This window comes from Phreatobacter cathodiphilus (assembly GCF_003008515.1).
Classification (GTDB): domain Bacteria; phylum Pseudomonadota; class Alphaproteobacteria; order Rhizobiales; family Phreatobacteraceae; genus Phreatobacter; species Phreatobacter cathodiphilus.
Map to the genome: position 1 here is coordinate 1,806,305 of NZ_CP027668.1, position 18,563 is coordinate 1,824,867.

General features: G+C 69.4%; 19 protein-coding genes and 1 tRNA gene. 5 read left to right on the top strand and 15 right to left on the bottom strand.

Features of this window, described 5'->3' with window-relative positions:
* Positions 1 to 241 precede the first annotated feature (241 nt).
* The 3 genes from C6569_RS08850 to lysM all read right to left on the bottom strand — a co-directional run bounded on the left by C6569_RS08850 (position 242) and on the right by lysM (position 1,867).
* Positions 242 to 317, bottom strand: a tRNA-Glu gene (locus C6569_RS08850).
* Positions 318 to 384: 67 nt separating this feature from the next.
* Positions 385 to 1,362, bottom strand: a complete 978-nt coding sequence (locus C6569_RS08855; RefSeq protein ID WP_106748502.1) for a tripartite tricarboxylate transporter substrate binding protein — start codon at positions 1,360 to 1,362, stop codon at positions 385 to 387.
* Between the two features lie 70 nt (positions 1,363 to 1,432).
* The gene (lysM, locus tag C6569_RS08860; RefSeq protein WP_106748503.1) at positions 1,433 to 1,867 is read right to left on the bottom strand and encodes a peptidoglycan-binding protein LysM; all 435 of its coding nucleotides are present in this window, start codon (positions 1,865 to 1,867) and stop codon (positions 1,433 to 1,435) included.
* Positions 1,868 to 2,109: 242 nt separating this feature from the next.
* Between lysM and C6569_RS08865 the strand changes: the two genes are divergently transcribed.
* Positions 2,110 to 2,463, top strand: coding sequence for a hypothetical protein (locus C6569_RS08865; RefSeq protein ID WP_146144763.1), 354 nt, complete (start codon positions 2,110 to 2,112; stop codon positions 2,461 to 2,463).
* Here C6569_RS08865 and recJ read toward each other — a convergent pair whose 3' ends face one another.
* From recJ to C6569_RS08895, 7 genes are all read right to left on the bottom strand, one after another.
* Entirely contained in the window at positions 2,464 to 4,263 is a 1,800-nt protein-coding gene (recJ, locus tag C6569_RS08870) for a single-stranded-DNA-specific exonuclease RecJ (protein ID WP_106748505.1), read from the bottom strand.
* Positions 4,264 to 4,267: 4 nt separating this feature from the next.
* Positions 4,268 to 5,269, bottom strand: coding sequence for a class II fructose-bisphosphatase (gene glpX, locus C6569_RS08875; protein WP_106748506.1), 1,002 nt, complete (start codon positions 5,267 to 5,269; stop codon positions 4,268 to 4,270).
* Positions 5,270 to 5,301: 32 nt separating this feature from the next.
* Complete coding sequence (locus tag C6569_RS08880; RefSeq protein WP_106748507.1) at positions 5,302 to 6,621, bottom strand: homoserine dehydrogenase; 1,320 nt, start codon at positions 6,619 to 6,621, stop codon at positions 5,302 to 5,304.
* A gap of 93 nt (positions 6,622 to 6,714) precedes the next feature.
* A complete protein-coding gene (locus C6569_RS08885) occupies positions 6,715 to 7,287 on the bottom strand; it encodes a dihydrodipicolinate reductase C-terminal domain-containing protein (protein ID WP_342750263.1) in 573 nt (190 codons plus the stop codon).
* Complete coding sequence (locus tag C6569_RS22470) at positions 7,284 to 7,520, bottom strand: hypothetical protein (RefSeq protein ID WP_342750264.1); 237 nt, start codon at positions 7,518 to 7,520, stop codon at positions 7,284 to 7,286. The genes C6569_RS08885 and C6569_RS22470 overlap by 4 nt, the downstream gene beginning before the upstream one ends.
* A gap of 15 nt (positions 7,521 to 7,535) precedes the next feature.
* The gene (locus C6569_RS08890; RefSeq protein ID WP_106748508.1) at positions 7,536 to 8,765 is read right to left on the bottom strand and encodes an LL-diaminopimelate aminotransferase; all 1,230 of its coding nucleotides are present in this window, start codon (positions 8,763 to 8,765) and stop codon (positions 7,536 to 7,538) included.
* Positions 8,766 to 8,873: 108 nt separating this feature from the next.
* The gene (locus tag C6569_RS08895; RefSeq protein WP_106748509.1) at positions 8,874 to 9,320 is read right to left on the bottom strand and encodes a hypothetical protein; all 447 of its coding nucleotides are present in this window, start codon (positions 9,318 to 9,320) and stop codon (positions 8,874 to 8,876) included.
* 128 nt (positions 9,321 to 9,448) lie between these two features.
* Here C6569_RS08895 and phaC point away from each other — a divergent pair, with 128 nt between their 5' ends.
* Together phaC and C6569_RS08905 are read left to right on the top strand one after the other, a co-directional pair.
* The gene (gene phaC / locus C6569_RS08900; protein WP_106748510.1) at positions 9,449 to 11,962 is read left to right on the top strand and encodes a class I poly(R)-hydroxyalkanoic acid synthase; all 2,514 of its coding nucleotides are present in this window, start codon (positions 9,449 to 9,451) and stop codon (positions 11,960 to 11,962) included.
* Positions 11,963 to 11,976: 14 nt separating this feature from the next.
* Positions 11,977 to 12,399, top strand: coding sequence for an acyl-CoA thioesterase (locus tag C6569_RS08905; RefSeq protein ID WP_181313964.1), 423 nt, complete (start codon positions 11,977 to 11,979; stop codon positions 12,397 to 12,399).
* A gap of 32 nt (positions 12,400 to 12,431) precedes the next feature.
* Here C6569_RS08905 and argC read toward each other — a convergent pair whose 3' ends face one another.
* The 4 genes from argC to C6569_RS08925 form a co-directional block, all read right to left on the bottom strand.
* Positions 12,432 to 13,481: an N-acetyl-gamma-glutamyl-phosphate reductase gene (gene argC, locus C6569_RS08910; RefSeq protein WP_106748512.1), complete on the bottom strand. Its 1,050-nt coding sequence runs from the start codon at positions 13,479 to 13,481 to the stop codon at positions 12,432 to 12,434.
* Positions 13,482 to 13,685: 204 nt separating this feature from the next.
* Positions 13,686 to 14,264 (bottom strand): cob(I)yrinic acid a,c-diamide adenosyltransferase, encoded by a 579-nt coding sequence (locus tag C6569_RS08915; RefSeq protein WP_106748513.1) that lies wholly within the window; start codon positions 14,262 to 14,264, stop codon positions 13,686 to 13,688.
* A gap of 12 nt (positions 14,265 to 14,276) precedes the next feature.
* Entirely contained in the window at positions 14,277 to 14,468 is a 192-nt protein-coding gene (locus tag C6569_RS08920) for a twin transmembrane helix small protein (RefSeq protein ID WP_106748514.1), read from the bottom strand.
* Between the two features lie 12 nt (positions 14,469 to 14,480).
* The gene (locus tag C6569_RS08925) at positions 14,481 to 14,969 is read right to left on the bottom strand and encodes a TspO/MBR family protein (protein WP_181313966.1); all 489 of its coding nucleotides are present in this window, start codon (positions 14,967 to 14,969) and stop codon (positions 14,481 to 14,483) included.
* A 221-nt stretch (positions 14,970 to 15,190) separates the two neighbouring features.
* Between C6569_RS08925 and parE the strand changes: the two genes are divergently transcribed.
* Positions 15,191 to 17,233 carry a DNA topoisomerase IV subunit B gene (gene parE / locus C6569_RS08930; RefSeq protein WP_106748516.1) on the top strand — a complete coding sequence of 681 codons (2,043 nt, stop codon included), beginning with the start codon at positions 15,191 to 15,193 and terminating at the stop codon, positions 17,231 to 17,233.
* Between the two features lie 2 nt (positions 17,234 to 17,235).
* On the top strand, positions 17,236 to 17,697 hold the full coding sequence (locus C6569_RS08935; RefSeq protein ID WP_106748517.1) for a hypothetical protein: 462 nt from the start codon (positions 17,236 to 17,238) through the stop codon (positions 17,695 to 17,697).
* A gap of 2 nt (positions 17,698 to 17,699) precedes the next feature.
* Here the strand turns inward: C6569_RS08935 and C6569_RS08940 are convergent, their stop codons facing one another.
* Positions 17,700 to 18,425 (bottom strand): alpha/beta fold hydrolase, encoded by a 726-nt coding sequence (locus C6569_RS08940; RefSeq protein ID WP_106748518.1) that lies wholly within the window; start codon positions 18,423 to 18,425, stop codon positions 17,700 to 17,702.
* Positions 18,426 to 18,563 lie beyond the last annotated feature (138 nt).

The window sequence follows — 18,563 nt, forward strand, 5'->3', positions numbered from 1 at the left end:
CAGGCGACGCGGCGATCGTCAACAATGTCGCGGCGACCGGCCTGTTGGCTTGCGCCCGATGGGAAACGCGGGAGTCCGCACTGGGACACGACTCGAATGTCGGCTGTGGCGGCGCCATGCGGAACTCTCGACTGAGGGTCAGAGCGCTGAGATTCCACCGGTCCTGCCGGCTTGCCCGGCCATGAGTACAGGCGCGATAATCTATTGATTTGACGCAGTTTTTTCGAGCCCAAAACAGGGCTGGCGCTCCCTACGGGATTCGAACCCGTGTACCCAACGTGAAAGGCTGGTGTCCTAGGCCTCTAGACGAAGGGAGCGAACCGCATGGCGGCGGCGGGCGTTATAGGGGTGTTCCCCGCCGCCATCAAGCGCCCGGGCGGAAATTCAGCTCGCCTTGATCGAATTCTCCCGCACCACGTCTCCCCAGATCTTCATCTGGCTCGCGAAGAAGGTCCTGAGCTCGTCCGGCCCCGTCGCCAGCAGCTTGATCTGCTGGGTCTCGGTGAGCTGTTTCGCCGTGGCCGGCTCGCGGAAAGCGCCGGCCAGCGCCTCCCGGAACCGCGCGACGACGGGCGCCGGCGTGCCGGCGGGTGCGAAGACGCCCCACCAGGCTTCGGCCTCGAAACCGGGAAAGCCGCTCTCGGCCACCGTCGGCACCTCGGGCAGCGTCGCCGCCCTCTGTGCGCCCGTCTGGACGATCGGCCGCAGCGTGCCCGCCGTGAGATGGGCGGCGAGAACCGCGACGGATGCGATGGACAAAGGCACGTGACCGCCGAGCGCGTCGTTGATGAGCGGGCCGCCGCCGCGATAGGGGATGTGGTTGAAGCCGGTAGCGGCGCGACGGGCGAGCAGCGTCATGGCGAGATGACCGAGGCTGCCGTTGCCGATCGTCCCGTAGGGCACGCCCCCTGCCCGCTCCTTGCCCGCCTGGATCACCTCGGCGAGGGTCCGGTAGGACTGCGAGGGATGGGTGACCAGCACCATCGGCGCCGTGCCGATCAGCATGACCGGATCGAGGTCCTTCAGGGAATCGAAAGGCATGTTCGGCAGCAGCGACGGATTCACCGCATGGGTGTCGAAGACGAACAGCCAGGTATTGCCGTCGGGTGCCGCCTTGGCCACGGCATTGGCGCCAACGCTGCCGCCGGCCCCTGCCCGGTTCTCCACGATCACGGTGGCCCCGAGGCTGCGCTCGAGCATCGGCTGGGCGAGCCGCGCCAGCGCATCGACGGAGCCGCCGGGCGGAAAGGGCGCGACGATCCGGATCGTGCCGGAGGGCCAGGACTGCGCTCGCGCCACGGCAGGGGCGAGCGGCGCGAGGATGGCAGCCGCGGCGAGGCCGCGGCGCGTCAGGGTAGGCATTGGCGTTCTCCCGGTCGATGTGCCGGCGGAGGCGTCGAGGCCTCCGCCCGTCCGGGAGTATAGGGCGGCGTCAGGGAATGCGAAGCACCCAACCCGGCTGGATGAGATCCGGATTGACGATCGGCGGATTGTTGGCCGCGACGATCTTCGGGTAGTCGGCGCCCTTGCCGTAATGGGTCTCGGCGATCTTCCAGAGCGTGTCGCCCTTCTTCACCGTGTAGAACTTGGCCGCCGGCGTCTCCGCCGCCACGATGAGCTGGCTGGTGTCGACCTGCGCCACCCCCACCGTGTTGCCGAGGGCGAGGATGATGCGCTCGGCCTCCTCCTGCGACTTCACCTGGCCCGAGAGCTGCACGTTGTTGCCGGACGTGCCGATCTGCAGCTTGCTCGTGTCGAAGCCGTGGCTGGCCACCTCCTGCGTCAGGACGGGTGCCGGCGCCGCCTGCGCCTCGCTGGCGCCCACCAGCTTCTTGCCGACGCTCTTCACGAAATCGAAGAATCCCATGCTCTGCTCCTCCCGGCGGGGCCGCTCATCGGCGGCACTGACGGCACAGTAGCGCCCCCGGACCGTCCTGGCCAGCGCACATGACGTTAAGGCAGGCGACGCCGCCGCGCTGCAGCACGCGGGTCTGTGGATAAGGGATGGACGCATCATTCCCGCCGTTGCCGCCGCCTCGCCGAAGGGTTGCAATCACCCTGTCGGCCCGACCGATTCCGTGCATCCCCTTGCGTGCCAGGTGCGATTTGATGGGTACTGCGTCTGTGGACCTCACCCTGCCGACGGGCAGCGACCGCGAGGACAGTCTGGTCGCGCTGGTCCTGTGGCGCCTCCACGACCCCGCCTGGAACCCCTCTTTCGTCGACCTGCTGGAGGATGCGCGCACCTGCGCCGACCCGAAGACCGAGGCGGCAACGCTGCTCGCCGCCCTGCGCACCGTCGTCACCTCGGACGCGGCGCTGGCGCCGCGCGCCCGCACCCTCGCCGTTCAGGCCCAGCGGCTGATGGCGGCGCGCTGTCGCTCGCGTTCCGGCGGAAGCGAGCCGGAGCCGCCCCGCAGCCGCCGGCTCGGGGCTCTGCGCGCGCCGCTCTTCCGGACCTGATCAGAGGCCCGGCGGAACGGCCGCGTCGGTCATGCGGAACTGCACCCGCTCCTGGCCTTGCCAGCGGTTGATGGCGGCGCATCCCGCGACGTGAAGCGGGCGGCCGCGGTTCGCCGCCAGCATCTGCCCCAGCGGTTGGCCGGCGGCCCTGAAGGCGATGGCGTCGACCGTCTTGCCGTCCCCGCTGCGCAACCGCGCCCGCACATGGGCGCCGGCGAGTTCGTCGACGTGCACCAGCGTGTGCGAGGGCAGCGCCAGGATGGGCTCGGGATTGCCGGTGCCGAAGGGCCCTGCCCGGTCGAGCATGGAGACGAGCTCGGTCGTCAGCGCTCCCGCCGTGGTCGCCGCGTCGACGAGCAGCATGTCCTCGCGCCGCGCCCGGCTCACCGCCTCGGCGAGGTGCGCCTCGAGGAAGGCGCGGAATTCGGCCAGCCGCTCCCGCTGCACGGTGATGCCGGCGGCCATGGCGTGGCCGCCGCCCTTGGCGAGGATCCCGGAGGCGACCGCCCGTCTTACCGCCGCGCCGAGATCGACCCCCGGCAGCGACCGGCCAGACCCCGTCCCCGTGTCGCCGGTGAAGGCGATGGCGAAGGCGGGCCGTTTGAAGCGTTCCTTAAGCCGCGAGGCGACGAGACCCACGACCCCGGCGTGCCAGCCGTTGCCGGCGGTCACCACGACGGCGGCTCCCTCCTCCAGCGGCCCCAGTGCGGCGAGCGCTTCGGCCTCGGCCTCCGCGACCGTGCCCATCTCCACCACCTGCCGCTCGCGGTTCAGCCGGTCGAGATCGGCGGCGAGGCGCCCGGCCTCCAGCGTGTCCTCCGTCATCAGCAGTCTGAGCCCCAGCGCCGCATCGCCGATTCGTCCTCCGGCATTGATGCGGGGGCCGAGGAGGAATCCGAGGTGGTAGGGCGTCGGCGGCCCGTCCAGCCGCGCCACGTCCATCAGCGCGCGCAGGCCGGCATTCTCGCGCCGCCGCATGACGACGAGGCCGCGGGCCACGAAGGCCCGGTTGAGCCCGGTGAGCGGCACCACGTCGGCGACCGTGCCGAGCGCCACGAGGTCGACGAGGCCCATCAGGTCGGGCTCCGGCCGCGCCGTCGTCCAATGCCCCTTGCCGCGCAGGTGGCGGTTCAGCGCCACGACGAGCATGAAGGTGACGCCGGCGGCGCAGAGCTGGCCGAGCCCGGAGAGATCGTCCTGGCGGTTGGGGTTCACCACGGCCTCGACGGCCGGCAGCGTCTCGTCGGCCTGGTGATGGTCGCAGACCACGACGTCGAGACCGAGAGCCCCCGCCTCCCCCAGCACCTGGTGGCTGGTGGTGCCGCAGTCGAGGGTGACGAGCAGCGTCGCGCCGCGGCCCGCGAGTTGGCGCAGCGCCTCGGCATTGGGCCCGTAGCCCTCGAAGATGCGGTCGGGGATGTGCAGGAAGGGGTCGAGGCCGGCGGCCCGCAGGAACAGCGCCAGCACCGCCGAGGAGGCCGCACCGTCGACGTCGTAATCGCCGAAGATCGCCACCTGCTCGCCAGTCAGCACCGCTTTGGCGAGCCGCTCCACCGCCCGGTCCATGTCGGTGAGGACGGAGGGATCGGGCATGGCCTCCCGGATCGTCGGATCCAGGAAGGCCTCCGTGGTGTCGGCGGTGACGCCCCGGCCCGCCAGCACCCGGGCGAGGATGTCCGGCAGGCCGTGGGTCTGGGCGATGGCAAGCGCCTGGGCGCGCCCCGGTTCATCGAGCCGGTCGCGCCAGGCGCGACCGAGGGCCGATGTTTCGATGCCGAGGAACAGCCGGCGGCGCTCCATGGGGTCAGTCGAGATGGAATTTCTCGAGCTGGCGATGCTCGCCGAAGATCCGCCGCACGGTGCCGGTGGTCGACCGGTACACGATGGTCTCGGTGGTGATCAGCTCGGGGCCGAAGACCACGCCCTTGAGCAGCGCGCCGTCGGTGACGCCGGTCGCCGAGACGATCACGTCGCCGGAGGCCATCTCCTCCATCGCATACTTCTTGTTCGGGTCCTTCACGCCCATCTTGCGGGCGCGCTCGACCTTGGCCTCGGTGTCGAGGATCAGGCGGCCCTGCATCTGGCCGCCGACGCAGCGCAGCGCCGCCGCCGCCAGCACGCCCTCGGGCGCGCCGCCGATGCCGAGATAGATGTCGATGCCGGTCTCCAGCGCATTGGCGGTGTGGATGACGCCGGCGACGTCGCCGTCGGTGATGAGACGGATGGCGGCGCCGGTGCCGCGCACGGCCTCGATCAGCTTGGCGTGGCGCGGCCGGTCCATGATCAGCGCGGTGATCTCGTTGGGCTTCACGCCCTTGGCCTTCGCGATGGCGTGGATGTTGTCGACCGGCGAGGCGTCGAGGTCGACGACCCCCTTCGGATAGCCCGGGCCGACGGCGATCTTGTCCATGTAGACGTCGGGCGCGTTGAGCAGCGAGCCGTGCTCGGCCATGGCGATGACGGCGATCGAACCCGGCATGTCCTTGGCGCAGAGGGTGGTGCCCTCCAGCGGGTCGAGGGCGATGTCGACCTTCGGCCCCTTCTTGGTGCCGACCTCCTCGCCGATATAGAGCATCGGCGCCTCGTCGCGCTCGCCCTCGCCGATCACCACCGTGCCGTCGATCGGCAGCTTGTTCAGCTCGCGCCGCATGGCGTCGACGGCGGCCTGGTCGGCCGCCTTCTCGTTGCCCCGGCCGCGCAGGCGCGCAGAGGCCACCGCCGCCCGCTCCGTCACCCGGACGAGTTCCATGGAGAGGACCCGCTCGATGACGAGGTTCTTGGGGATGGAAAGCCCTTGCTCGGCCATTGGAAGGTCCTTTTCGCTCTTGGGATCGGTGGTCAGTTGCGTTCGATGCGGATGACCTGGGGGGCGCCCAGGAGGATTCCGTCCGTGTCCATGGCCTTGAGGGCGCGCCGCACGGCGGCCTCCGTCGTCGCGTAGGTAATGAGCACGACCGGCGCGGGCGCCGCAGCCGCGGCCGGATCGGTGCCGCCGCGCACGGGGCCTGCCCGGCGCTGCACGATCGATTCCAGCGAGATGTTGTTCTGCGCCATGCGCGAGGCGATGCGCGCCGCCGTGCCCGGCTTGTCCACCACTTCGAGGCGGATGTAGTAGCCGCCCTCGTGCCGGGTCATCGGCGCCCGGCTGGGCTTCGTCAAGGCGGAGACCGGGCGGATGAAGGGCGCCGTGCGGTGCCCACGCGCCACGTCGACGATGTCGGCGATGACGGCGGAGGCGGTGGCGTCGCCGCCGGCCCCCGGGCCGACCAGGGTGAGGTCCACGGCGTCGGCGTCGATGGCCACGGCGTTGAGCACGCCGTTGACCTGGGCGATGGCCTCGTCCTTGGGGATGAAGGTCGGGTGCACGCGCTGCTCGACGCCGTCGGCGGTGCGCTGGGCGACGCCCAGCAGTTTCACCCGGTAGCCGAGCTCCTCGGCCATGCGCAGGTCCACCGGCTTGATCGAGCGGATGCCCTCGATGGAGATGCCCTTGGTGTCGACCAGCGTGCCGAAGGCGAGGCTGGTGAGGAGCGAGAGCTTGTGGGCGGTGTCGAAGCCGTCCACGTCGAAGGTCGGATCGGCCTCCGCATACCCCAGGCGCTGGGCGTCCTTCAGGCACTCCTCGAAGGCGATGCCCTCCTCCGCCATGCGGGTGAGGATGTAGTTGCAGGTGCCGTTGAGGATGCCATAGACGCGCTCGATCGTGTTGCCGAGCAGGCTTTCCCTGAGGGTCTTGATGACGGGGATGCCGCCGGCCACCGCCGCCTCGAAATTGAGCGCCACGCCCTTGGCCTCGGCCTTCTTGGCCAGGGCCGGCCCGTGGGCGGCGAGCAGCGCCTTGTTGGCGGTGACCACCGCCTTGCCGTGGCCGAGAGCCGTCTCCACCGCCGCCTTGGCCGGATCCTCGGCGCCGCCCATCAGCTCGACGAAGACGTCGATCTCCGGATCGGCGGCGAGGCTGACGGGATCGTCCACCCAGCGCGCGCCGGAGAGGTCGATGCCGCGGTCCTTCCTGCGCGAGCGGGCGGAGACGGCGGTGACGCGGATCGGACGGCCGGCGGCTTCCGCCAGGCGATTGTCGCGCTTGGCGATGAGCCGGACGACCGAGGCCCCGACCGTGCCGAGGCCGGCGATCCCGACTTTCAAGACGTCCTGCATGGCTGATGGATCCGCACTGCCGCGACCGATGCGTCGCGCCGGGCTTGTGCCCGATTTGGCCCGACAAGGCAAGGAATGCCGGTCCCGGCGCCCTCAATCCAGCAGGTGGTCGATGCCGCGGGTGAGGCCGACGGAGCCGCCCACCCGGCGCGCCGCCAGCAGCGTTCCGCCGACATAAGGGGCCGCCGAGGAGCCGGCGTCGTGGCGGATGGTCAGCCGCTCGTCCGGCAGGCCGAAGATCGCCTCGGCGGAGAGGACGAAGGAGGGCATGCGAACCGAATGGACCTGGACGGCGATCCCGCCGGCATTGACCGCCCCGCCCCGCGTCTCGCGGATGCCGCCGAGCTCGTCGACGGGCTTCGAGGTCGGCGCGCCGCGGATCGTCGACAGGATTTCGCCGAGCTCGCGCCCCGTGCCCGAGGGCGTGTCGGGCTTCTTGGCCGAGGCGTAGTCGATGATCTCGACGTCCGGCACGTGCCGCGCCGCCATGGTGGCGAAGCGCTTCAGCAGCGAGGCGGTGACGGAGAAATTGCCGGCGGCGATGACGCCCTTCCCCGCTGCCTTCGCGGCGGCGTCGATCTCGGCATAATCCCCGGCCGCAAGGCCCGACGTGCCGATGACGACGTGGCGGCCGCTCGCCAGCGCCTCGAGGGCATGGCCCTTCACCACATGGGCTTGGTGTAGTCGACGACGACGTCGCTCGGCACCGCCAGCGCTTCCGCGAGCGTCGCCGAGACGGCGAGACCGAGCGCCGGCCCGCCCGCCACCTCCCCGGCGTCGCGGCCGGCGGCGGAGCGCGCCACGGCGCCGACGAGCGACAGGTCGCCCGCGGCGGCCACCGCCCGCACCAGTTCGCGCCCCACCCAGCCCGAGGCCCCTGCGACGACGATGCGGATCATGGCGGCTCCTTCGGCTCAGCGGCCGGCGGCGGCGATAGGAATGACGTTGTGGAGGGTGGTCGCCGCGCCGTCGAAGAAGCGTTTCACGTTGCGCGCCGCCTGGCGGATGCGTTGCTCGTTCTCGACCACGGCGATGCGCACATACTCGTCGCCGTGCTCGCCGAAGCCGATGCCGGGCGCCACCGCGACCTCGGCCTTCTCGACCAGCAGCTTGGCGAATTCGAGCGAGCCCAGCGGCTTGAACTGATCGGGAATCGGCACCCAGGCGAACATCGAGGCCTGCGGGACGGGAATGTCCCAGCCGGACTTGCCGAAGCTCTCGACCAGCGCGTCGCGCCGCTTGCGATAGGTGCCGCGCATCTCGTGGATGCAGTCCTCCGGCCCGTTCAGGGCCGCGGTCGCCGCCACCTGCACCGGCGTATAGGCGCCGTAGTCGAGATAGCTCTTCACCCGCGCCAGCGCGGCGCAGAGCCGCTCGTTGCCGACCGCGAAGCCGATGCGCCAGCCGGCCATGGAGAAGGTCTTGGACATGGAGGTGAACTCCACCGCCACGTCGAAGGCGCCGGGCACCTGCAGGATCGAGGGCGGCGGATTGGCGTCGTCGAAATAGACCTCGGCATAGGCGAGGTCGGAGAGCACGATCAGATCGTGCTTCTTCGCGAAGCGGACGAGTTCGGCATAGAAATCGAGATCGGCAACCTGCGCCGTCGGGTTGGAGGGATAGCAGGTGACGACGGCGATGGGCTTGGGGATGGAATGCTGCATGGCCCGCTCCATCGCGCGGAAATACTCTTCGTCGGCGGTGGCCGGCACCGAGCGGATGACGCCGCCCGCCATCAGGAAGCCGAAGGCGTGGATCGGATAGCTTGGATTGGGGCAGAGCACGACGTCGCCCGGGGCGGTGATCGCCTGCGCCATGTTGGCGAAGCCTTCCTTGGACCCGAGCGTGGCGATGACCTGGGTGTCCGGGTCGAGCTTCACGCCGAAGCGGCGGGCGTAATAGGCCGCCTGGGCGCGCCGGAGCCCCGGAATGCCCTTGGAGGCCGAGTAGCGGTCGGTGCGCGGCTTGCCGATCGTCTCCTTCAGCTTCTCGATGACGTGGTCGGGGGCCGGCAGGTCCGGATTGCCCATGCCGAGGTCGATGATGTCGACGCCCTTGGCGCGGGCGGCGGCCTTCACCTTGTTCACCTGCTCGAAGACGTAGGGAGGCAGCCGGCGGATGCGGTGGAACTGGGGCTGGGTCATCGGTGCGAGTCGCTCGGGCGGCAGGCCTTGCCGCAAGGGGCTAGCCTCGTATCACATTGCAATACGGCTTGGAACGGGAGGGCGCCCGCGCCGCTCCCGTCTTTCGTCCTAGTCCTCGCTGCCGCGTTCGGCCGGATCGATGGCCGGGCGCGCGCCGGGCCCGGGTCCGCGAATGCGGCCCTGGCTCTCCAGGCGCTGCTGCATCGCGCCGGAATGAGCGGCGCGCTGCGCCTCCAATTCCTGACGACGCGCCGTCTGCTGGGCCGGGGTCAGCAGTTCCGGCGTCTCCGACGAGCGCGGCGGCGGCGCCACCCGGTCGGGCGGCGGCAGCCGGGCGATCAGGGTGCCGGCGCCGTAACCGGTGACCCGGAGCGGCGCGGGAGCCCAGAGGCCGCCGCCGGCGACCGGTGGCAACGGCGTCGGCTGGGAGGGGCCGTAGGGCGAGGGATAGCCGTCGCTGGCGTGCTGGCATCCGGCGAGCATGAACGCCGCTGCGGCCACGACGGCGAGCCGTGACGGGGCCGGCGCGATCAGCCGGAGGAATGAAACTGCCATGTCGCTCTCCGAGGGGAAACCACACATCTTTCGCATGGCGGCCTCCGCATCGCCTTCCTAATATGCTCAGATCAAAAAGTGGACCGATTTCGTGATGGACGAAAGCGGCGATTTTCGGAGGGACGCTCATGGCGAAACGCGATTCCGGCAAGCCGAAGTCGCCGCAGGCCGCGCCCAAGGCACCCTCGCCGCGCGATAAGGCCGCTCCGGCGGCTCCGGCCGCACGGGCGGATTCGGCTCCGCGCACGGCGGCGGCGGCTGTCGCGCCCAAGGCGAAGTCGGCGGTGGCCAGGGTCGCCGCCCGGCCGGATCGGTCGAAAGCCGGCACATCCGCGGCCAATGCGCCTGTCGCAAAAACGCCTGCCGCCAAGACCCCTGCCGCCAAGACCCCTGCCGCCAAGACCCCTGCCGCCAAGACCCCTGCCGCCAAGACCCCTGCCGCCAAGACCCCTGCCAAGACGGCTGCCGCCAAGACCCCTGCCAAGACGGCTCCCGCCAAGACTCCTGCCAAGGCGGCTGCCGCAAAGACTCCCGCCAAAACCCCTGCCAAGACGGCTCCCGCCGCGACGAGGGAGCCGGCGACCCGTCCCGGGCCCGCCAAGCCCGCTTCCGCCAAGCCTGCTTCCGTCAAGCCCGCTCCCGCCAAGACGGCGCCCGTCGAGGCGACGTCACCGAAGACGGCTCCCGCGGTGAAGGCACCCGCCGCTCCCGCCGCGGCGGCACCCTTGGCCGACAGACCGGCCCCGGCCGCCGCCCCCCGCAAGCCGCTCTCGCTCGTCACCGGCGGCAAGTCCGCCGAGCCGGCGGCCGCTCCGCCACCCGCCGTGGCGCCCCAACCTGCGGCCGAGGCGGCGGGTGACGATCCCTTCCGCTTCCAGGCCCTGGACGTCGAGCGCCTGTCGTCCAACATCGCCCGCATGGTCGAACTCGGCGGCAAGGCGCTCGCCGCCTATCTGAAGCCGCGCGAGACCGGCGCCCACCCCTCCGATTCGCCGGACGGCGTCGCCGATGTCGCCAAGACCCTCGGCCATGTCGCCGAGTTCTGGCTGAAAGACCCGCAGCGGGCCATGGTGGCGCAGTCCGAGGTCGCCACGCGCTATATGGACCTGTGGGCCCAGTCGCTGAAGGCGATGGCGGGCGAACCGGCGGAACCGGTGGTCCGGCCCGACCCGCGCGACGTCAGGTTCAAGGACCCGCAATGGGAGAAGAACCCCTTCTTCGATTTCCTGAAGCAGTTCTACCTGGTGACCACCGGGCTCGCCGAGAAATTCGTCACGGAGGCCGAGCTCGACGAGCACCTGAAGCACAAGGCCTCGTTCTACGCCAGGCAGATCGCCAACGCCCTCTCGCCCTCAAACTTCGTCGTCACCAATCCGGAACTGCTGCGCGAGACGATCTCCTCCAATGCCGAGAACCTCGTGCGCGGCATGAAGATGTTCGCCGAGGACGTGGAGCGCGGCGGCGGCGACCTGCGCATCCGCCAGTCCGACGACAGCCAGTTCGCGGTCGGGCGCAACCTCGCCATGACACCCGGCAAGGTGGTCTTCGAGAACGACCTGATTCAGCTCATCCAGTACGAGCCCACCACCAAGACGGTCGGCAAGGTGCCGCTGGTCATCGTCCCGCCCTGGATCAACAAGTTCTACATCCTCGATCTCACCCAGGAGAAGAGCTTCATCAAATGGGCGGTGGACCAGGGCCTGACGGTCTTCGTCGTCTCCTGGGTCAATCCAGACCAGCGCCACGCCAACAAGAGCTTCGACGACTACATGCTGGAGGGGCCGCTGGCCGCCTTCCGCGTCGCCGGCGAGATCACCGGCGAGGAGAAGGTCCACGCCATCGGCTACTGCGTCGGCGGCACGCTGCTGGCGGTGACCCTCGCCTACATGGCGGCCAGGGGCATGGACACGGTGCAGACCGCCACCTTCTTCACCACCCAGGTGGACTTCACCCACGCCGGCGACCTCAAGGTCTTCGTCGACGAGGAGCAGATCCAGAGCCTCGAGAAGCGCATGGCGCAGACCGGCTATCTCGAGGGCAAGCAGATGGCCAACGCCTTCAACATGCTGCGCTCGAACGACCTGATCTGGAGCTATTTCGTCAACAATTACATGAAGGGCAAGCAGCCCATGCCCTTCGACCTGCTCTACTGGAACGCCGATTCCCCCCGCATGCCGGCGGCGAACCATTCCTTCTACCTGCGCCACTGCTATCTGCAGAACGACCTCAGCCAGGGCCGCATGGAGGTCGCCGGGGAAAAGCTGGACCTGAAGAAGGTGAAGGTGCCCGTCTACAACCTCGCCGCGCGTGAGGACCACATCGCCCCGGCACACTCGGTCTTCCTCGGCTCGCAGAGCTTCGGCGGCCCGGTGGAATATGTCATGGCGGGATCGGGGCACATCGCCGGCGTCGTCAACCCGCCGGCGAAGAAGAAGTACCAGCACTGGACCGGCGGCAAGCCCGAGGGCAGCTTCGACGACTGGGTCGCCCGCGCCGAGGAGCATCCCGGCTCCTGGTGGCCGCATTGGCGCGAATGGGTCCGCGCCCATGACGGCAAGGAGGTCGAGGCGCGCCGCATCGGCTCCAACGCCTATCCGCCCATCGAGGACGCCCCCGGGCGCTACGTGAAAGTGAAGGACTGACAGTGCCTCTACCGTTGAATGAGCGCCCGGCGCTCGAAGCCTACCCGTTCCTGACCGTGCATCCCGTCCGCTACGGCGATCTCGACCCGAACAACCACGTCAACAACGCGGTGATCGGAACCTATCTGGAGATCGGCCGCACCGAATTCTTCGACCGCGAGGGCATCCGCCTCACCGCGGAGGGCCGCGGCATCTCGCTGGTCCACATGGAGGTCGAGTTCCACCGGGAGATTCTCTATCCCGGCTTCGTGCAGATCGTCTCCGGCATCCGGCGCGTCGGCTCCTCCTCGCTCACCTTCGACCAGGCCGTCTTCGTCGACGGGGTGCGGCACATCTCGGCCTCGACGACCACGGCCCAGGTCGACAAGGCGACCAAGCGCTCGACGCCGTGGAACGACGTCCAGCGCGCCAAGTTTGAGCGGCTGATGATGCGGTGACCGACGGCGCCGCCCCCGCGGCGCCGCGCGCCTTACGGGAACAGCGCGATCTGCTCCAGACCCGTCGTCTCGGGATAGCCGAGGACGAGGTTCATGTTCTGGATCGCCTGGCCCGCCGACCCCTTCACCAGGTTGTCGAGGGTCGAGATGACGATGGCCCGGCCGGGAATCCGGTCCTCGAACACGCCGATCTGCACGTAGTTGGAGCCGCGCACGTTCTGCGTCTGCGGCACCACGCCCTTCGGCGCCACATGGACGAAGGGCTCGTCCCGGTAGGCGTCGGCGAGCGCTTTGCGCAGGTCGTCGGCGGTGGCCCCCTTCAGCCGGACATAGGACGTGCAGAGCTCGCCGCGCGCCATGGGGATGAGGTGCGGCGTGAAGTTGATGGTCACCTTTCCACCCACCGCGACGCCGATCTCCTGCTCGATCTCAGGCGCGTGGCGGTGCTTGCCGATCGAATAGGGCGAAAGCCCCTCGCCGGCTTCCGAGAACAGCGTGTTCTGCTTGAGGCCCCGGCCGGCGCCGGTCACACCCGACTTGGCGTCGACGATGATGTCCTCGGCGTGGATGAGGCCGGCCTTGGCGATCGGCACCAGCGCGAGCAGGGTCGCGGTCGGGTAGCAGCCCGGGCAGGCGACGAGGCGGGCGGCGGTGATCTCCTTCCGGTAGAACTCCGTGAGCCCATAGACCGCCTCCTTCTGCAGCTCCGGCGCCTGGTGCTCGTGGCCGTACCACTCCGCATAGGTCGCCCCGTCGCGCAGCCGGAAGTCGGCGGACATGTCGAGGATCTTGATCTTCGGGTTGGCGGCGAGCACGGCGGCCGTGATCTCCTGCGTCGTGCCGTGCGGCAGGCCGCAGAACACCGTGTCGAGACCGCTCCAGTCGACGCTCTCCCAGGCGACGAGCTTCGGCAGGTCGAGCATGAAGAAGTGCGGGAACACATCCGCCATGGCCTTGCCGGCATGGGTGTTCGCCGTCAGCGCGGTGATCTCGACATGCGGATGGCGGGCGGCGAGGCGCACGGCGTCGGCGCCGGTGTAGCCGGAGGCTCCGAGGATCGCGATTTTGGCCTTGGTCGCCATGGCAGTCTCCGCAGGGTGCGAGAAGTCGGTTCAGGAATTCAGGGACAAAAAAACCGCGCTGGGAGCGCGGCGATCGGGTCGATCATCAGGGCACACGGCCGCGCGCTCATCGCTGGATGAGGATACGGCGTCGGGTGCTGGTCGCGGCGGTGATCATGGCCGTTACATGCAATCGGCGGATGACGCTGTCAAGACGAGCCCGCGCTACCGGTTCTTGCCCGGCACCCAGAGCACGTCCGCCCGGCCCTTGTCGTTGAGGTAGCGGGCGGCGACGAAGAGGAAGTCCGACAGCCGGTTCACATATTCGAGCGCGGGACGCGACACCGCCTCGCCGGGACGGCGCACGAGGTCGACCATGATCCGCTCGGCGCGCCGGGCGATGGTCCGCGCCAGGTGCAGATGCGCCGAAGCGGGGCTTCCGCCGGGCAGGATGAAGCTCTTCAGGGGATCGAGCTCGGCATTGAGCTGGTCGATCTCCCGCTCGATGCGTTTCACCTGGGCTTCCACGATCCTGAGCGGCTCGTAGCCGAGATCCTCGCCGAGGTCAGGCGTCGCCAGGTCGGCGCCGAGATCGAAGAGGTCGTTCTGGATGCGCATCAGCATCGCGTCGACCACGGGATGATCGGCGGTGGCGAGCCGGGCGATGCCGATGGCGGAATTCGCCTCGTCGATGCAGCCATAGGCCTCGACGCGCAGGTCCGACTTCAGCCGACGCGGCCCCGCCGCCAGCCCCGTCGTGCCGTCGTCGCCGGTCTTCGTGTAGATCTTGTTGAGCTTGACCATGCAGTCCCGTCCTCAGCCGCCGTTCGCCTTGTAGTAGATGGCGATGACGATGATGACGATGGCGACGAACTGCAGACCCACGCGCCAGCGCATGAGCTTCTGCGACGTGTTGGGATCGCCGCCGCGCATCATGTTGACGAGGCCCATGACCAGGACGATGGCGACCGCCGCGACGGCGATGGGCACGAAGAAGCTAAAGGACATCGGCGGTTCCCGTCAGCCGTTGAGCCGCCAGATGGCGACGTTCAGCAGGGTGGCGTAGCTGACCCATGCAAGATAGGGAATGAGCAGGAGCGAGGCCAGACGGTCCTTGTTCCAGCCGAAGGCGATGGTCCCGGCGATGGCGAACCACAGCGCGACGATCACCGCGATCGCGGCTCCCATGGCCTGGCCGTAGAAGAAGACCCAGGACCATGCGGCGTTGAGCGCGAGCTGCGCGGTGTAGAGGGCGAGCGTCGGTTCCTTCTCGCGTGCCGGCGAGAGGACGTAGCGGGCGCCTGCCACCGCGATCATGCCGTAGAGCACGGTCCAGACCGGCCCGAACACCCAGTTCGGCGGGTTGAACCAGGGCTTGGTCAGGGCGGGATACCAGCTCGCGAGGCCGTAGGAATTGGCGATCCCGCCGGTGATCGCGATGAGGATGCAGACGAGGAAGAACGCCCCGTAGACCGCGACAATGCCGCCGGTCGAAATTCGATTGTCCACGCCTGTCTTCCTCATGCTCGCCGGGACGCTTACGATGGGCCAACGCAGCGGGATCACCGCCGTTCCGCAGCACGGGACAAAGACTGGCCCGCCGCCGTGGGCCGGTCCAGAGGCGAGGCGCGGCGGGGACCGTTTCCGTTCCGTTCGCGCCGCCGGCCGGCTATGCCATCATGGACCCGACTGATTCGCGGCCGCCAGGCGGCCTTGAGGATTGAGTGACGATGGACAATTCCAGCGACCTGTTCGGAGGACCGAAGGAACCGGCCGCCAAGGCGCCTCCCGGCGCCCGCCCCCGGCCAGAGCCGGCCAAGGCCGCCCGCCCCGGCACGCCGGGCGAACAGGGCTATTCTGCGTCCGACATCGAGGTGCTCGAAGGCCTTGAGCCGGTGCGCCGCCGCCCCGGCATGTATATCGGCGGCACCGACGAAAAGGCGCTGCACCACCTCTTCGCCGAGGTCATCGACAACGCCATGGACGAGGCGGTGGCCGGCCACGCCACCTGGATCGAGGTGGAGCTCTCCGCCGACGGCTCCCTCTCGGTGACCGACAACGGCCGCGGCATTCCCGTCGACCCGCATCCGAAATTCCCCGGCAAGTCGGCCCTCGAAGTCATCATGTGCACCCTGCACGCCGGCGGTAAGTTCGATTCCAAGGTCTACGAGACCTCGGGCGGCCTGCACGGTGTCGGCGTCTCCGTCGTCAACGCCCTCTCCGTCGCCCTCGACGTGGAGGTGGCGCGCGGCCAGATGCTCTACCGCCAGCGCTTCTCCCGCGGCATCCCGCAGACCGGGCTCGAGGAGCTCGGCCGCGTCCACAACCGCCGCGGCACCAAGGTGCGCTTCGTCCCCGATCCCGAGATCTTCAAGGAAACCAGCACCTTCAAGCCAGCTCGCCTGTTCAAGATGGCGCGCTCCAAGGCCTATCTCTTCGGCGGCGTCGAGATCCGCTGGTCCTGCGATCCGGAACTGGTCAAGGGCACCGACACGCCCGAGAAGGCCGTGCTGCGGTTTCCCGGCGGCCTCAAGGACTATCTCGCCGCCACCCTGGAAGGCGCCACCCGCGTCCACCCGGATATCTTCGGCGGCAAGCTCGACAAGCAGGGCCACGGCTCGGTGGAATGGGCCATCGGCTGGGTTGGTGACCAGGACGGATTCGTGTCCTCCTACTGCAACACCATTCCGACCCCCGACGGCGGCACCCACGAGCAGGGCCTTCGCATCGCCCTGCTGCGCGGCCTGAAGGACCATGCCGAGCGCACCGGCAACAAGCGGGCCGCCCAGGCGACCGCCGACGACGTACTGGCGGGCTGCTGCGTCATGCTCTCGGTCTTCATCCGCGAGCCGGAATTCCAGGGCCAGACCAAGGACAAGCTCGCCACGGGCGAAGCCTCGCGCATCGTCGAGAACGCCATCCGCGACCCCTTCGACCACTGGCTGGCCGGCAATCCGAACCAGGCGAACAAGCTGCTGGAATGGGTGATCGAGCGCGCCGAGGAGCGCCTGCGCCGCCGCGCCGAGAAGGACGTCAGCCGCAAGACCGCCGTGCGCAAGTTGCGCCTGCCCGGCAAGCTGGCGGACTGCTCCAACACCTCGGCCGCGGGCTCGGAAATCTTCATCGTCGAGGGCGATTCCGCCGGCGGCTCCGCCAAGCAGGCGCGCGACCGCCAGACCCAGGCGATCCTCCCCCTGCGCGGCAAGATCCTCAACGTCGCCTCGGCCGGCCGCGACAAGCTCGCCCAGAACCAGCAGCTCTCCGACCTCATCCAGGCTCTCGGCTGCGGCACCGGCTCGCATTACCGCGACGACGACCTGCGCTACGAGCGGGTCATCATCATGACCGATGCCGACGTCGACGGCGCCCATATCGCGAGCCTGCTCATCACCTTCTTCTACCGGCAGATGCCGCGCCTCATCGACAACGGCCATCTCTATCTCGCCGTGCCGCCGCTCTACCGCCTCACCCAGGGCGGCAAGACGCTCTATGCCCGCGACGACGGCCACAAGGACGAGCTGCTGCGCACCGCCTTCAAGGGCAACCAGAAGGTGGAGATCGGCCGTTTCAAGGGCCTCGGCGAGATGATGCCGCAGCAGCTCAAGGAGACGACGATGGACAAGAAGGTGCGCACGCTGCTGCGCGTGGGCATCGTCCCGGAGGAGCGCCCCGAGACCGCCGACAGCGTCGAGCGTCTGATGGGCGTCAAGGCCGAGCCGCGCTTCGCCTTCATTCAGGAACGCGCCGAATTCGCCGAGGAACTGGACATCTGACGATGGGCCGGCTTGCAGCGGCCTCGATGGGATGGGTGCTGCTGGCGGCAGGCGTCGCCCCCCTGCCCGCTCGCGCCCAGTCCCCCGACCCCGTCCGCGCCCTCTCCTCCCTCGCCCCCGAGATCATGTTCGTGCGCGCCACCGGCACCTGGACAACCGGGGAGCGCGAGGGCACGTCCCGCATCGTTCTCCTCCGCTCCGGCTCGCCGGACGGGGCCCAGCGCCTCTTCGTGCAATGGCTCAACCGCCCGGACGCGGCCTCGGGCCGCCCCGCCATCGCCGCCACCGAGGAAATCCCGGAGGTCTTCGACTGGCGCGTCGGCATCGAGGATTACCGCGTCGAGCCGGAGGCGAACGGCGCCCGCGTCGTCATCGACGGGCGGATCATCGGCACCGGCCGCAGCCGCCGCTACGTCCTCGCCATCGGCCCGCCGGGCGAGGTGAGCTTTTCCGCTCTGCGCTGAGTTCAGGCGGCGAGCCAGGATTCCAGCGCCGCGTTCACCGCCTCGGGCCGTTCCAGCGTCGACAGGTGGCCGCAGTCGGGCACCACCACCAGCCGCGACCCCCCAATCGCCTCCGCCATGTCCTCGGACATGAAGCGCGGGGTGATGGCGTCGTCCTCGCCCACCAGAACGAGCGTCGGGCAGCGGATCGCCTTGAGCCCCGCCTCGTAGGCGGGCCTGGCCATCACCGCCCGTTGCTGGCGGATGAAGCGTGCGGGCCCGGTCCGATCGGCCATGCGCCGCACCGCCGCCTCCAGCGCCTCGTCGCCGAGCCGACGGATATGGACGAGGCGCGGCCAGAGAATGCCGTGGATGTCGTCGAAGCGGCCGGTTTCGGCGAACTTGATCGCCACCTGCCTGAGCTCGGTGTCCTCCGGCGCGTCGGCGCTCGCCCGCGTGTCGAGGAGGGCGAGCCGCTCCACCCGCTGCGGCGCCTGCCGCATGACCTCCAGCGCCACATAGCCGCCCAGGGAGAGTCCCGCGAGAGCGAAGCGCGGCGGCGCCGTGGCGAGCAGTCGGCGGGCGATCGCGGCGATGGTCTCGTCCTGGGAATGGTCGGCGATGGCAATGTCGTAACGGCCGGACAGGGCTTCGACCTGCGGCGCGAACAGGTCGGCGGTGCAGTTCAGGCCGGGCACGAGAACGAGAGGCGGCCGGCCGGAAGGCCGCTGCGAGGCGGGAGTCGTCATGGTCCTGATCCTTCACCATGCGCGGCGAATCCCGCCAAATCCACAGCGCGGCAGACCGTTCGCACAGGTCGCAATCGTTGACAATCGACCAATTGAGACTATGTTGCGCTGCGACGAAGGATTACCGGAATGCCGGCC